Origin of the sequence: Pigmentiphaga sp., from assembly GCF_033795525.1 — a bacterium.
Lineage (GTDB): Bacteria > Pseudomonadota > Gammaproteobacteria > Burkholderiales > Burkholderiaceae_B > Pigmentiphaga.
In genome coordinates this window covers 162641-177879 of sequence record NZ_JARYGM010000001.1, presented here as the reverse complement: position 1 = coordinate 177879, position 15239 = coordinate 162641, and the positions used below count along the sequence as shown (strand labels likewise).

11 protein-coding genes are annotated in these 15239 nt (G+C 67.1%); 4 read left to right on the top strand and 7 right to left on the bottom strand.

Features of this window, described 5'->3' with window-relative positions:
* Positions 1–29: 29 nt before the first annotated feature.
* The 7 genes from QHC78_RS00860 to QHC78_RS00830 form a co-directional block, all read right to left on the bottom strand.
* A complete protein-coding gene (locus QHC78_RS00860) occupies positions 30–2102 on the bottom strand; it encodes a sodium-translocating pyrophosphatase (RefSeq protein ID WP_319741981.1) in 2073 nt (690 codons plus the stop codon).
* A 119-nt stretch (positions 2103–2221) separates the two neighbouring features.
* Positions 2222–2875, bottom strand: coding sequence for an adenylate kinase (adk, locus tag QHC78_RS00855; protein ID WP_319741980.1), 654 nt, complete (start codon positions 2873–2875; stop codon positions 2222–2224).
* Between the two features lie 222 nt (positions 2876–3097).
* Positions 3098–3874 carry a 3-deoxy-manno-octulosonate cytidylyltransferase gene (kdsB, locus tag QHC78_RS00850; RefSeq protein ID WP_319741979.1) on the bottom strand — a complete coding sequence of 259 codons (777 nt, stop codon included), beginning with the start codon at positions 3872–3874 and terminating at the stop codon, positions 3098–3100.
* Positions 3867–4070, bottom strand: a complete 204-nt coding sequence (locus QHC78_RS00845) for a Trm112 family protein (RefSeq protein ID WP_319741978.1) — start codon at positions 4068–4070, stop codon at positions 3867–3869. The genes kdsB and QHC78_RS00845 overlap by 8 nt, the downstream gene beginning before the upstream one ends.
* Positions 4051–5088 (bottom strand): tetraacyldisaccharide 4'-kinase, encoded by a 1038-nt coding sequence (lpxK, locus tag QHC78_RS00840; protein ID WP_319741977.1) that lies wholly within the window; start codon positions 5086–5088, stop codon positions 4051–4053. The genes QHC78_RS00845 and lpxK overlap by 20 nt, the downstream gene beginning before the upstream one ends.
* Positions 5085–5513, bottom strand: coding sequence for an ExbD/TolR family protein (locus QHC78_RS00835; protein WP_319741976.1), 429 nt, complete (start codon positions 5511–5513; stop codon positions 5085–5087). Before QHC78_RS00835 ends, lpxK begins: the two co-directional genes overlap by 4 nt.
* A gap of 43 nt (positions 5514–5556) precedes the next feature.
* Positions 5557–6156, bottom strand: a complete 600-nt coding sequence (locus tag QHC78_RS00830) for a MotA/TolQ/ExbB proton channel family protein (protein WP_319741975.1) — start codon at positions 6154–6156, stop codon at positions 5557–5559.
* A gap of 291 nt (positions 6157–6447) precedes the next feature.
* On the opposite strand from QHC78_RS00830, the gene xseA reads away from it, so the two are divergent.
* The 4 genes from xseA to QHC78_RS00810 all read left to right on the top strand — a co-directional run bounded on the left by xseA (position 6448) and on the right by QHC78_RS00810 (position 15229).
* Complete coding sequence (gene xseA / locus QHC78_RS00825) at positions 6448–7815, top strand: exodeoxyribonuclease VII large subunit (protein WP_319741974.1); 1368 nt, start codon at positions 6448–6450, stop codon at positions 7813–7815.
* Positions 7816–7927: 112 nt separating this feature from the next.
* Entirely contained in the window at positions 7928–8503 is a 576-nt protein-coding gene (locus QHC78_RS00820) for a superoxide dismutase (protein ID WP_319741973.1), read from the top strand.
* Positions 8504–8619: 116 nt separating this feature from the next.
* Positions 8620–10008 carry a chloride channel protein gene (locus QHC78_RS00815; protein ID WP_319741972.1) on the top strand — a complete coding sequence of 463 codons (1389 nt, stop codon included), beginning with the start codon at positions 8620–8622 and terminating at the stop codon, positions 10006–10008.
* A 91-nt stretch (positions 10009–10099) separates the two neighbouring features.
* A complete protein-coding gene (locus QHC78_RS00810; protein WP_319741971.1) occupies positions 10100–15229 on the top strand; it encodes an alpha-2-macroglobulin family protein in 5130 nt (1709 codons plus the stop codon).
* Positions 15230–15239 lie beyond the last annotated feature (10 nt).

Sequence of the window (15239 nt, the reverse complement as noted above, 5' to 3'; positions counted from 1 at the left end):
CGGTGCAGGCCCGCGCCCGGCAGTTGCCCTTACAGCAGCGGCACCAGCAGCAATGCCACGATATTGACGATCTTGATCAGCGGATTGACCGCCGGGCCGGCGGTGTCCTTGTAGGGATCGCCCACCGTATCGCCCGTGACCGCGGCCTTGTGGGCATCCGATCCCTTGCCGCCATGGTTGCCTTCCTCGATGTACTTCTTGGCATTGTCCCAGGCGCCGCCGCCGGTGCACATGGAGATCGCCACGAACAGGCCGGTGACGATGGCTCCCATTAGCATGCCGCCCACGGCCATGCGGGCCGATTCCCCGCCCATCAGCAGGCCCATGACGATGGCCAGCACGATGGGCACGACGACCGGCAGCGCAGACGGGATCATCATTTCCTTGATGGCAGCCTTGGTCAGCATGTCGACCGCCTTGCCGTATTCGGGCTTGGCCGTGCCTTCCATGATGCCGGGGATCTCCTTGAACTGTCGCCGCACTTCGACCACGACGGAGCCCGCCGCGCGGCCCACGGCTTCCATCGCCATGGCGGCGAACAGGAAGGGGATGAGGCCGCCTACGAACAAGCCGATGATGACGGCTGGTTCCGCCAGCGAGAAATCCACGTTCTTGCCGAGGTGGTCCAGCGCATGGGTGAAGTCGGCGAACAGCACCAGGGCCGCGAGGCCGGCCGAGCCGATGGCGTAGCCCTTGGTAACGGCCTTGGTGGTATTGCCGACTGCATCGAGCGGATCGGTGATGTTGCGGACCGATTCGGGCATCTGGGCCATTTCGGCGATGCCGCCGGCGTTGTCGGTAATGGGCCCGTAGGCGTCCAGCGCGACAATGATGCCCGCCATGGACAGCATGGCGGTGGCCGCGATCGCGATGCCGTACAGCCCGGCGAGCGTGAAGGCGGCGTAGATTGCCAGGCAGACCAGGATGACCGGGGCCGCGGTGGACTTCATGGAAACGGCGAGCCCGGCAATGATGTTGGTTCCGTGCCCGGTGGTCGATGCCTGGGCGACGTAGCGCACCGGCTTGTATTCGGTGCCGGTGTAGTACTCGGTGATCCAGACGATCAGCCCGGTGAGCACCAGGCCGACCACGGTGCACCCGTAGAGGCGCCCGAGGCTGCCGGCGTCGTCGAGCGGGGTGCCGTTGAATACCCAGGCGGTGATCGGATAGAACAGCACCAGCGCCAATACGCCCGCCACCATCAGGCCACGGTACAGAGCGCTCATGATGCGCTTGCCGGGGCTGGCCTTGACCGCCAGGCAGCCCAGGATAGACGCGAGGATGGAAAACCCGCCGAGCACCAGCGGATAGATCACGGCCTCTAGCGGCGCCACTTCGATCATCAGCGAGCCCAGCAGCATGGTCGCGATGATCGTGACCGCGTAGGTCTCGAACAGGTCGGCCGCCATGCCGGCGCAATCGCCGACGTTGTCGCCGACATTGTCGGCAATTACCGCAGGGTTGCGCGGATCGTCTTCGGGGATGCCGGCTTCGACCTTGCCGACCAGGTCGGCCCCGACGTCGGCGCCCTTGGTAAAGATGCCGCCGCCGAGCCGCGCGAAGATGGAGATCAGGGAGGAGCCGAAAGCCAGGCCGATCAATGGCTGCAACCGGTCGTGCAGGATGCCTCCGGCCCCGGCCTGGTCGGTGGCAAGCAGTACCCAAAGCAGCACCGTGATACCGGTCAGGCCGAGGCCGACCACCAGCATGCCGGTGATGGCCCCGCCGCGGAAGGCAACGGTCAGGGCCTGGTTCAGGCCCTGCGTGGCGGCCTGCGCGGTCCGCACGTTGGCGCGGACCGAGACGTTCATGCCTATGAAGCCCGCCGCCCCCGACAGCACGGCGCCGACGGCAAAGCCCACTGCGCATGCCCATCCGAGGCCCGGCACCAGGCCGATGACGATGAACAGTACGACCCCGACGATCGCGATGGTCGTGTACTGGCGGGTGAGATAGGCTTGTGCGCCTTGCTGCACGGCCGCCGCGATTTCCACCATGCGGGTGTTCCCGCTTTCTTGCTTGAGTATCCAGAAGGTGGAAATCGCGCCGAACGCGACGGCCAGGAGGCCGCAGACGAGCGCGAATAACAGACCGGTTGCCATGCAACTCCTCCTTTTTTGTTCAACTGCGAAACCTTGACGACTACGGAGCAAACAAAAATGATTGAGCGCAGGCGAGGCATCCGTCTGCGGTGCGGCGCGGGGAGCGCCGCATCAGGCTGCTACTTGAGCGCGTCGAACAGCCTGGTCTTGATTTCTTCCACCGACCCCACGCCGGAAATCTTCCGGTAGCGCGGCGCCTGCGTGTCTCCGGACGACGCCCATTGCGAGTAGTAGTCCACCAGCGGCCGGGTTTGCTGGCGATAGACTTCCAGGCGCTTGCGCACCGTTTCTTCCTTGTCGTCGTCGCGCTGGACCAGCGGCTCGCCGCTGATGTCGTCGACGCCGTCGTTTTTGGGCGGATTGAAGCGCAGGTGGTAGGTACGGCCACTGGGCAGGTGCACGCGTCGCCCGCTCATGCGTTCGATGATTTCTTCTTCGGGAACGTCGACTTCGACCACGAAGTCGATGGAGATGCCGGCCGAGCGCAGGGCTTCGGCCTGGGGAATGGTGCGGGGAAAACCGTCGAACAGATAGCCGTTGGCGCAGTCGGGTTCGTTGAGCCGGTCCTTGACGAGGCCGATGATGATGTCATCGGAGACCAGTCCTCCCGCGTCCATGACTTTCTTGGCTTCGATGCCCAGCTTGGTTCCCGCTTTGACGGCGGCGCGCAGCATGTCGCCGGTGGAGATTTGGGGAATGCCGTAGCGTTCCTTGAGGAACGCGGCCTGAGTGCCTTTGCCGGCGCCGGGCGCTCCGAGCAAGATTAGACGCATTGATGCTTCCTGATTGAGTTGGTGTTCTTGGCCTGCGGCGCTACCGGCGCACACACCGCGGGCGCGAGCCCCATCAGGGCCCGGCTGCAAGGCTGCGGGTGTGATGATGAAGGCGATGCGCTGCGGCGTGCGGTCGATGTCGGCGGTGCCGACCCCCCTGGCCGCGTGTGTTCCCAGGCACGAGTGCTTCAAACTTACCTCAAGCGCGCAGCGGCGGTCAAATCAGCTTTTTTCCGCCACCAGCCTGCGTACCCGTTCGAGGTCGGCGGGGGTGTCGACGCCCGGCGCCGGGGCATGCGGCGTGACGTGCACCTGGATGGCGTAGCCGTGCTCGAGCGCACGCAGCTGCTCGAGCGATTCCCAGCGTTCGAGCCGTCCTTGGGGAAGCGTGGGAAAGCGGCGCAGGAAACTCACTCGGTACGCGTAGATGCCGATGTGGCGCAGGGCTGGCAGTCCGGGTGCGAAGACCCGCTCGCCGCCGGCCAGCGCATCGCGTGCCCAGGGAACCGGTGCGCGCGAGAAGTACAGCGCATGGCCATCGGCACCGCACACGACTTTCACGGCATTGGGATTGAAGAGTTCCTCGGCCGTATCGATGGGGTGGGCGGCGGTGGCGATGGCCGCGGCGCTATGACGGTCCAGCGTTTGTGCGACGTGGGCGATCAGCGCCGGATCGATCAGCGGTTCGTCGCCTTGGACGTTCACGACCAGCTCGGTATCGTCCAGTCCGAGTGCGTCGCACGCTTCGGCCAGGCGGTCGGTTCCGGTGGGATGGTCGGCACGCGTCATCAGGCTCTCGAAGCCGTGGGCCTGGACCGAGCGCTGGATGGAGGCGTCGTCGGTGGCGACCACGACCCGCGCGGCGCCGCTGGCACGGGCTTGCGCAGCTACGCGCGCGATCATGGGAACGCCGGCGATGTCGGCCAGCATCTTCCCCGGCAGGCGCGTGGAGGCGGCGCGGGCCGGGATGATCGCCGTGAACGGGGCAGGCTCAGGCATGAGGCGCCTCGGTGGCAGGGGCGTCGGTATCGTCTCGCCACGGCAGGGCCTCGGACTCGAGCATGACCGGTATGCCGTCGCGGATGGGGAAGCTTAGGCGATCGGCACGGCAGCTCAGCAGGCGCGCCGTGCGGTCGTGGCGCAGCGGCCCTTTGCAAAGGGGGCAGACGAGGATGTCAAGCAGGCGTATGTCCATGGAGTCGGGTTTCCAGCCAATCGAAGAACGTGGGGTCGGACAAACGCGCCGAAACGGTGACGGCCCATACCCGCGAGTCGTCCAAGTGGCGACATTTTACGGCGTCCTTGTCCGTGACGAGTATGAGGTCGGCCTCGAGCGCGGCGAAGGGGGATGCCGAATAGTCGTAATGGTCCGGCAGGGCGACCGTGGCATCGAGCTGCACGCCTGCCTGGCGCAAGGTGGAGAAAAAGCGCCCCGGGTTGCCGATGCCCGCGACCGCGGCGACGCGTGCATCGCGGGGCAGGGCGTCGAGCGGACGCCGTTCGCCATCGCGCAGGCGCCACGCGCCGTCGATCGCCAGCATCATGTCTACCGCGCGCACCGAGGCGGGCGCGGACGGCAGGCTTCCGGGCGCGCCGCTGCGGTTGGTGACGATGGCATCGATGCTGCACAGCCGGGACGGTGGCTCGCGTAGTGGTCCGGCGGGCAGCAACTTGCCATTGCCGATGCCGCGCTCATCCTGCACGACGATTTCCACGTCGCGTGCCAGTGCCAGGTGCTGCAGGCCGTCGTCGGACAGGATGACATCGACGTCGGGATGCCTTGCCAGCAGCGCGCGGGCGGCGGCCACCCGGCGGGGATGGACCGCCACGGGGGCATCGGTCCGGCGTGCAATGAGCGCCGGCTCGTCGCCGAAGAGCGCCGGATCGAGCGCGCCGCAGCCTACGCGCGGTTCAATCCCGACCTGTACGCCGTACCCGCGGCTGACCACGCCGGGACGGTGGCCCCGTTCGCGCAGCGCTTGCGCGGCGGCGATGATGAAGGGAGTCTTGCCCGTGCCGCCCACGTAGAGATTGCCGACCACTACCACGGGCACGCCGACGCGCTCCGCGCGAACCCAGCCGGCCCGGTAAGCACGGCGCTTGGCGGCCACCACGGCGCCCGCCAGCATGGATAGGGGCGAGAGCAGCCCGGATAGCCATCCGCCTTCCTGCCATTGGCGCTGCAGCGCCGCGCGCAGGCCGGTCGGTCTCATCGGGAGGATCCGTCCGGGGAGACCTGGGTGGCGAATCCTATGCGCGAAATGCCGGCCCTGCCGGCGGCTTCCATGGCGCGCACCACGGCCTGGTGCGTAGCCGCTGCGTCGGCGTCGATGATCAGCGCAGGCTCCTCGTGGCCAGCCGCCGCCTTGCGCAGGGCCTCTGCCAGCTGCGCCGCGTCGGTGGCGGGCAGGGCCCGTCCGTTCAGCGCGTAGCGGCCATCGGCGGCGACGGTGATGCTGAGTGCCGGCACCTTTTCGGGAGACTGCGCGCTGGCGTCGGGCAGACGGACCGACAGCTGGTTGACGCGCGCGAAGGTGGTGCTGGCGGCCAGGAAGATCAGGACCACCAGCAACACGTCGATCAACGGGATCAGATTGATCTCGGGCTCATCGGTCCCGAGGTGACGGCGAAAATTCAATTCCTGTTCTCCAAGGCGCGCCGGAGCCGGCAGGGGCGGTCTTTCACTCGGCCTGCAGGGTGTCGACCAGCCGGGTGGCGGCTCGCTCGAGATCGTGCAGGCTGTCGTTGATGCTGGCGCGGAAGTACCGATAGAAGATCATGGCAGGAATGGCGATGAATATTCCCAGCCCCGTGTTGTAGAGCGCGACCGATATCCCATGGGCAAGTTGCGCGGGGTCGCTACCGGTGGGAGTATAGGAGCTGAAAATTTCTATCATGCCGACGACCGTGCCGAACAGTCCCATCAGCGGCGCCACCGCGGCAATGGTGCCGATGGCGCCCACGTAGCGGTTCAGCCCGTGCGCAACCGTCTCGCCGCATTGTTCGAGCGCATCTTTGAGCGCGGCACGCGACCGGTGGTGGTTGCGCAAGCCGGTTGCCAGTATCCGTCCCAGAGGGGAATCGGCTTCCAGCCGGGCTACGATCTCGGGGGTGATGCGACGTTTCTGCACCAGCGCCAGTACGTCCTCCAGCAGGCGGGGCGGTAGGATGCGGCTTCTGCGCAGGGCAAGAAGGCGCTCGACAATGAGCGTGAGCGCAATGAACGACGTGGCGATCAGCGGCCAGATGGGCCAGCCTGCCTCCCGGACGATGGCGAGCAAGAGACCTCTCCTTTTCAATGAAGGCGAGAATGTACGAGGGGCGGCGGCCCAGGGCAAGTCGGCCCGCGCGAGGTATCCACAGAATCTGTGGATAATTATGTGTGTAACTCGCATCCCGGCCCCAGAATATGCGGCTCTTGCTGGGGTGCCCGCTTTTGATTCAGCCTTCTGTCAAAGTAAAAATTCAATCAAATCAAGTGGTTACCGGAAAATAATGCAAGCTGTGACAAAGAAATTACTTGACAAGCAAGGTTTGCAGGCCTGTGGAAAGGTTCTTGCCTGGAAAGCCCGATGAATACTGGTTTTGCGTCCGCACATGACGATTTTTCGCGGGGAATCCTGACAATCTCGCAGCTAAACCGAGCTGTGGCGGGCTTGTTGGAGCGCAGCATCCCCTTGGTATGGGTGCGCGGCGAAGTGTCGAATTTCACGGCTGCGGCGTCCGGGCACTGGTACTTCACGCTGAAGGATGGCGGGGCGGCCGCGCGCGGCATCATGTTCCGCGGGCGGGCCATGCTGGTCGGGTTCACTCCCCGGGAGGGCGACCGGATCGAGGTGCGGGCCCGGGTCTCGCTGTACGAGCCGCGCGGCGACTACCAACTGCAGGTGGAGTCCATGCGCCGCGCCGGGCAGGGGGACTTGTTCGAGGCCTTCCTGCGCCTGAAGGAAAAACTCGCGGCCGAGGGATTGTTCGATCCCCAGCGCAAGCGCACGCCCCCTGCCATTCCCCGTGCCGTCGGCATCGTGACGTCGCTGCAGGCGGCCGCGTTGCGCGATGTCCTGACCGCGCTGGCGCGCCGCGCGCCGCATGTCCACGTGGTCATCTATCCGTCCCCCGTACAGGGCGAGGACGCCGGCATGCGGCTGGCGCAGGCCATCGCGCTGGCCAATGCCCGCGCCGAGGTCGATACCTTGCTGCTGGTCCGCGGCGGAGGCAGCATCGAAGATCTCTGGGGGTTCAATCACGAAGGGCTGGCGCGGACCATTGCCGCCAGCGCGATTCCTGTCATCAGCGGCGTGGGGCACGAGACCGACTTCACCATCGCGGATTTTGCCGCCGACCTGCGGGCGCCGACGCCGACCGCCGCGGCTGAGCTCGCCATCCTGTCGCGCGAGCAATGGCTGGCCAGGCTGCGCCAGGCGGCGCAAGTGCTCCGGAGGGCGCAGCGCCGGCGCCTGGAACAGGCCGGCCAGCGCCTGGACCGGGCGGCTACGGCGTTGATCTCGCCGCGCGAGCGGCTCTCGCGCCAGCAGGAACGGCTGACCGGCCTCGCGCGCGGCCTGGGCATGGCTTGGGCGGTGGCCCAGCGCGACCGCGCCGCCGAAGTCGGCCTGCTGCGCCAGCGGCTGATCGCCCGGTTGCCCGACACGGCACGGCTCTCCGCGCGCGTCGACGACCTGGCTCGCCGCCTGCGCCAGTGCCAAGCCTACCAACTTACTCGACTGCAGCAGCGGGTGGCCTCGCATGCTGCGCACCTGCGGGCGCTCGGTCCGGAGCAGACGCTGGCCAGGGGCTATGCCGTCGTACGGGACGAGCAGGGGCGCATCGTCCGGCAGGCACGGCGGCTGCACGCGGGCACGCGGCTCGAGGTCAGCTTCGCCGAAGGCACCGCCCAGGCGGCTGTGACCGCGGTAGACCCCGACCGGGGACTGGTGTAGGCGATCATTCCCCGCCGGTTAACCTTTCGTCACGCGGGGGCATCCCGGTCAAGCGGTATCCTTTACCGATAAAATGCCCGCGCTAACCTCCCAACCAGAAGCAGGAGCTCAGATGGAACACACTCTTCCCCAACTGCCGTACCCCCAGGACGCCCTGGCCCCGTACATCTCCAAGGAAACGCTGGAGTACCACCACGGCAAGCACCACCAGACCTACGTCACCAATCTGAACAACCTCATCAAGGGCACCGAGTTCGAGAACGCCTCGCTCGAGGACATCGTCAAGAAATCTTCCGGCGGCATCTACAACAACGGCGCCCAGCACTGGAACCACTCCTTCTACTGGAACTGCCTGACGCCCAAGAGCACGCCGCCGTCCGGCAAGCTGGCCGATGCCATCAACGCCAAGTGGGGCAGCTTCGACGCGTTCAAGGACGCCTTCAACAAGCAGGCAGCGGCCAACTTCGGTTCGGGCTGGACCTGGCTGGTCAAGAAAGCCGACGGTTCCGTCGACATCGTCAACACCGGCGCGGCCGGCAACCCGCTGACCACCGGCGACACGCCGCTTCTGACCTGTGACGTGTGGGAGCATGCCTACTACATCGACTATCGCAACGCCCGCGTGAAGTACCTCGAGAACTTCTGGGCCATCGTCAACTGGGATTTCGTGGCCAAGAACTTCGGCTGATTCCCGGCGCGCCGCCTGGCGGCATATTCTGGCGGCCCGTCGTGGCCGCCTGTCCATCGCGCGCTTTCGCGGATCCGGCTTCCCGCGAACAGCGCGCGTTTTCATTGCTCCACGTTTTGACACCTCGACGATCCGTACCTTGGCGCGACCAGGCGTCCTTCACCATCCGTCGCAAGGGAAGGCAAGTCGCGCGCATTTCGCGCAAGACCTTCCGCTATGCCCTCGTCCTGTGCGGGGCGGCGGTCGTGGCGTTGTTGTCCCTTGCATTTGCGTGGGTGGCGGAACGGGCGCTCGAGTGGAACAAGCACTGGACTGGCGCCGTGCCCTGGGCGGCACTGGTCGTCATTCCTTGCGCCATGGCGGCCCTGCGCTGGCTCACGCTGCGGTGGGCGCCCATGGCGCGGGGCAGTGGCATTCCGCAGGTGATCGCCACGACCTCCGTACCCGTGCCGGTGGCCGCGAGGGGGCTGGTATCGCTGCGCCAGGCGCTATGGAAGATCCCGCTGACGGCGGCAGCCTTGCTGGCGGGCGCCTCGGTGGGACGCGAGGGGCCGTCGGTGCAGGTCGGTGCGGCCGCCATGCTGGCCTGGGGACGCTTTTGGCAAGACCGGGTGGGGATCGCGCTGCGCTTCCGTGCCAACGAGCTCATCGCCGCAGGGGCCGCCGGAGGGCTCGCGGCGGCGTTCAATACGCCGCTGGCGGGCGTGGTGTTCGCGATCGAGGAGCTCGGGCGGGGCGCAGGGGTGCGCTGGAATCGCCTGGCCTTGTCGGGCGTGCTGGCCTCAGGCTTCATCGCTCTGGCCATCGCCGGGAACAATCCTTATTTCCATGCCGCCGCCGCGGCAGGCTTTACCCAGGGAACCTGGGGCTGGACGCTGGCCAGCGCCGTGCTGAACGGCGCGTTGGGCGGCGTGTTCGCCACGACCTTGCTGCGCGGCGTCGACGGCCTTGCGCCTGCGCGATGGCGCCCGTGGCTGCGTGCGCACCCGGTAAAAGTGGCTTTCTTGTGCGGCCTGGTGGTCGCTGCGCTGGGCTGCCTGACCGGCGGCGCAACCTATGGAACCGGCTATGAGCAGACCGCCGCGTTGCTCAACGGCCAGCCTGTGGACAGCGCATGGTTCGGCATTGCCAAATGGGCGGCGACAGTGGCCTCGTACGTGTGCGGCATACCCGGCGGCATCTTTACGCCATCGTTGGCCATCGGCGCCGGCATGGGCCAGCACATCGTTCAACTGGCGGGTCCCGCCGCAGACCCGCGTACGCTTGCGCTGGTGTCGATGGCCGCTTTCCTTGCCGCCGCGACCCAGGCGCCGATCACCGCCAGCGTCATCGTCATGGAAATGACGCGCAGCCAGGACCTCATGTTCCATTTGCTGATCGCAACGCTGGTCGCCTCGCTCGTGTCGCGGCAGTTCTGCCCGCGGCCCTTCTACCATGCTACGGCGCTGCGTTTCCACAAGGAAGCGATGCCCCGGCCGCCATCCCGGCCGCAGGAGCAGATGTAATTTTGTGAAGTTCAGGCTTCACAAAGCTCCGGCTCTGCCCCTTTAATAACGCCTGCGGACGCGCGCACGCGCCCGTGTCGTGGGGGGAGTCATGGCTGACAAGAAGAGGGCGGCCGCCTGGGCGGTCGCGGGGGCCGTGTTGCTGGCCGCAGTCGCGGGCAGCGCATGGTGGGCAGGCAGGCATGCCGGAGGCCGGGTCGAGGCGCCCCAGGCGCCCGAGCTGGTCGGCACGGCCGATCCTTTCGCATGGATCGATTGCAAGACACGCGTGTTCGACGAGTCGCTGGCGCTCGCCATCACGTTCTCGCAGCCGCTGGATCGGCGCCAGGATCTCGGCGCGCTGCTACGGGTCGTCGACCTGGGCGTTGCGCCCGGCGAGGCAGGGGAGGACCACGCCACGAGGCAGCCCCGGCCGGCCGCCGGGGCGGTCGAAGGCGCCGTGGTGCGAGGCGACTGGACCATAGGCGACAACCCGCGCGTGGCCTACTTTCCTTTCATCGAACCCAAGCGCCGCTATGCCATTGCCGCGCAGGGGGAGATCAAAGGGCCAGCGGGGCAGGCGTCTGGCAGCGGGTACCGCTGCGAGGTCTCGAGCGAGGCCATGCCGCCGTCGTTCTACTTCGCCAGCCGCGGCGTGGTGCTGCCTGCTCGGCAGAATGGGGGACTGCCCGTCGTCACGGTCAATACGCCCGAGGTCGACGTGCAATTCCTGCGTCTGGCCCCGGCGCAGTTCCCGCGTTTTTTCGAGCAGGTCCTGGGCGTGCGCCGGTCGAGTCCCGACCAGGAGGACGCGGGCGCCGGCCAGGACAACGACGACGATACCTGGCGCTACAGCAGCAACCGCAGCCTGCAGGGCTCCGTCGGCAGCTGGGACCTGGACCGGCTCAAGGACCTGGCCAAGAGCGTCTACGCCGGCCGTTTTGTCACTGACGACAAGCCGAATCGCCGGCATGTCACTTTCCTGCCGGTCGAAGACATCGAAGAACTGGCCGAGCCCGGTATCTACGTGGCGGTCATGAGCCAGCCCGGCCGCTTCCGGGACGAATACCAGGTCACGTACTTCTACGTCAGCGACATTGGCCTGCACGCGCGGCGCTATGCCGGCCAGCTCGATGCCTTCGCCACTTCGCTCAAGAACGGCACGGCCATCGACGACGTCGAGTTCGAGCTGCTGGATGGCAATGCAAAGTCGCTGGGACGGGCCAAGGCAGACAGCCAAGGCCATGCCACGTTCGCGGGCAGCCTGGATGCCGCCCGGATCCTGCTGGCGCGGCGCGGGGACGAACTTTCCGTGGTGCCGCTGGCCCAGCCCGCCTTGGACCTGTCCGAGTTCGACGTGGGCGGACACGCTTCGCGCGACAACAAGGTGTTCGTCTATGCCGGCCGCGATCTCTACCGGCCCGGCGAGCAGTTCGACGTGTCGGTGCTGGTCCGCGATGCCGATGGCCGGGCCATGGCGCCTGTCCCGATCACTGCGACGCTGAAGCGTCCCGACGGTCGTGCGGTGCGGACGGTGCTGTGGCGTCCCGACGTGCAAATCCCCGGCTATATCCGGCAGCGTATCGAATTGCCGAACGATGCACAGTCCGGGACGTGGATGCTGGAGGCGCGGCTGGATCCGGCGGCCCGGGCCGCGGATGCCAGCTGGAAATTCCAGGTCGAGGAATTCCTGCCCGAGCGCGTGAAGCTGGCGCTCAGCGCGAGCGAGGGCGTGCTGCAACCTGGCCGGCCGCTGAAGGTCCAGGTCCAGGGCGACTATCTGTACGGGGCGCCGGCAGCCGGCAACCGGCTGCTCGGCATGGTGTCCATCGAGCGCGACCGCTATGCCTTGCCGGTGCAGTGGCCGGGCTTCCTGTTCGGCGACTTTGCCGACGACGACCGGACGCAGCGCCGTGACCTGGAAGAAACGACGCTCGATGCCCAGGGCGCGGCGGCGGTTGCCGTGCCTGTCGACGTCACGGGGGTCGCTTCGCCCATGGCGGTCCAGGCCAGTTTCAGCTTGCTGGAATCGGGCGGGCGCCCGGTGGTGAGGTCGGTCGAGCGCAGCGTCTGGCCTGCGCCGTCGCTGATCGCCATACGGCCCTTGTTCGACCGCGATGTAGCGCGCGAGGGGGCGGTGGCGGAGTTCGAGGCGGTCAGGGTCGATGCCCAGGGCCGCACCGTGCCGCTCGAGGGCGCGCAGCTGCGGCTCTATCGTGAAGACCGCGTCTACTACTGGCGCTTCGACGACCAGCGCGGCTGGAACAACGGCTTTACCGAGACCGAGGAGCTGGTGGAGTCGCGCACAGTGGCGCTGCCGGGGCGCGTCAAGCTGGGTGTTCCGGTCAAATGGGGGCGCTATCGGCTGGAGTTGACCGATCCCGAGCATGGCGCGACCTTGCGCTATCGCTTCTACGCCGGGTGGGGCGCGCAGGATGCCGAGGAAATGGGCAACCGGCCCGACCGCGTGCAGCTCAAGCTCGATCATGCGCCGGTACGCGAGGGTGATACGGTCAAGCTCGTCATCACGCCTCCGCACGACGGCCAAGCGCTGGTTGCCGTAGAGGCTGGCAAGCTGTTGTGGAGCCACCGCACCAGTGTCAAGGCGTCCGGATCGACGGTGGAGATCCCGATAGGCAAGGATTGGGGCCGGCATGACCTGTACGTGTCGGTGGCCGTGTTCCGGCCGGGTAGCGAGGGCGACCGCGTGACCCCTGCGCGCGCGCTCGGGCTGGTGTACCTGCCCTTGGCGCGCGAGGAGCGCAAGCTCGATGTGGCCATTTCTGCGCCCGCCAAGGTGCTGCCGGAGAAACAAAGTACGGTCACGGTCAAGGTCGGTCCTGCCGATGCCGGGCAGCAGGCCTACGTGACCTTGTCGGCGGTCGATGCCGGAATCCTGAACATTACCCAGTACGCTGCCCCCGATCCTTTCGATTTTTTCTTCGGCAAGCACCGCTACGCGCCCGAGCTGCTGGACCTGTATGGCAGGCTGATCGAGAAAATGGATGGCACGCCCGGCCGGTTGAAGTGGGGCGGGGATGCTGCCATGCGCGACACCCGCAGCATGCCCGTAAAAGTGCGGCTGGTCGATTTGTTCAGCGGACCGGTTCGATTGGATGCCCAGGGCGAAGCGCGGATTCCGCTCGACCTGCCCGATTTCAATGGAACCTTGCGGCTGATGGCCACTGCCTTTGCCGGCGAGCGCTTCGGCAGCGCGCAGGGCGAGATGGTGGTGGCGGCGCCGGTCGTAGCCGAACTATCCACGCCGCGTTTCATCAGTCCCGGCGATGATGCGGCCGTCGCGCTGGACGTGACGAACCTGAGCGGGGCGCCGCAGACGTTGGCCGTGACTCTCGAGGGCCTGGATCCGGTGCGGATACTGGGCGGCTCGCAGCGTGTCACGCTGGCGAACCGGCAACGCACGACGCTGCGTTTTACGGCGCAAGCCACAGGCGCCTACGGGCTGGGGCGGCTTCGCCTCATGGTCCATGGCGAAGACGGCCCAAACCCGATCAGGATCGTGCGCGAGTCGCTGCTGCAAGTGCAGCCTCCGGTCGCCGCGGCGCGCGAGATGCGCCGAGTCAGGCTGGCGCAAGGTGAGAGCCTGAGGCTCGATCCCGCCTGGCTTTCCGGCCTGTACCCGGAATCGGCCAGCGTAGGCGTGGCAATTTCCAATCGTCCCCCGTTGAACGTGAAACGGCTGGTCCAGGGGCTGTTCGATTATCCCTACGGCTGCCTGGAGCAGACGGCAAGCGCCGCCTATCCCCATCTATTCGTCGGCGAAGAGGAGGCCCGGGCATGGGGCCTCGAGCCGCGTCCGCGGGCCGAGCGCGAGCGCCTGGTAGAAGGCGCCGTAAGCCGTATCGCAGGCATGCAGAAGGCCGGCGGCGGCTTTGCGCTGTGGGGCGATGGCGCGCAGGAAATCTGGCTGTCGGCGTATGTCGCGGGTTTTCTTCAGGACGCCCGGGCGGCAGGATTCGATGTGCCGGACCTGATGGCCCGTCGCGCGATGGATTGGCTGCTTGCGCAGTTGCAGCAGTCTTCGGCCAATTTCCCCAGCCTGCCGCAGAATCTGCTGGCACAGCTTGCGGCCGGGCCGGGGCAGCGCTTGCGCGAGGCTGACTACAACCTGCTGCGGGACAGCCATCGCCGGTTTGCCGAGCTTGCCCATGCGGGCTACGTGCTGGCACGCGAGCAGAAGGCTCCGCTCTCTACGCTGCGCGTGCTGTACGACCAATACAGCGACCGCGCGCGTTCGCCACTGCCGCTGGTGCATTTGGGCGCGGCCCTCAAGCTCATGGGTGACGAGACCCGCGCCCGGGCGGCCTTCGACCTGGCCATGACGCGAGGCTACGGCATCGATGCCAATCGCTACGGCAGCTACGGCGAATGGCTGGGCGACTACGGCTCGGCATTGCGCGACTACGCGATGTCGTATGCGTTGATGATGCAGCACCGGATCGACCATCCGCGGCGCGAGGCCTTGCTCAACGACGTGGCGGGGCGCCTGGGCAATCGCGCCTATCTTTCCACGCAGGAGCAACTGGCGCTTTTCCTGGCGGCACGGGCTGCGGGCGGCGTGGCGGGTGCTTCCTGGTCGGCGACGCTGCGTACCGGGGAAGGGGAACAGCCACTCGGTTCGCGCGATACCGAGTCGCGCAGCTTCACCGCCGCCCAATTGGCTGGGGGGATCGACATCCTCAATACCCAGGCGGATCCCCTGTTCGTCGAGGTGGACGTGCAAGGCTACCCGCGCCAGCCGGAACCGCCGCGCGCCTCCGGCATCACCATCGCCCGCAGTTGGTACGAGGCCGATGGCCGCCCCTGGAGCGGCCGTCCGCTGCGTACGGGCGAAATCCTGATCGTGAGGCTGGATGTGGCGTCCGACCGCCGCATCGAGGACGCGCTGGTCGTCGATCGGGTCCCCGCCGGACTCGAGGTCGAGAACATGAACCTGAGCCAGGGTCCCGACATGGCGGACTGGAGGATCGGCGACGTGCGTGTGTCCGATGCCTTGGACGACCCGCGCATCAAGCACCGGGAATATCGGGACGATCGCTATGTCGCGGCGGTGGGCCTACAAGGGCCGGTGACCATTTTCTATCGTGCCCGCGTCGTGACGCCAGGGCGCTTCGTGGTGCCTGCGCCCATGGCTGAGGACATGTACCGGCCCGAGATCCGGGCCGTCGGCGCGCCGGGCGGCACGCTGGTCATCGCTGACCCGCGGCCCGCTGGGCAGTAGGCGCAGGCGG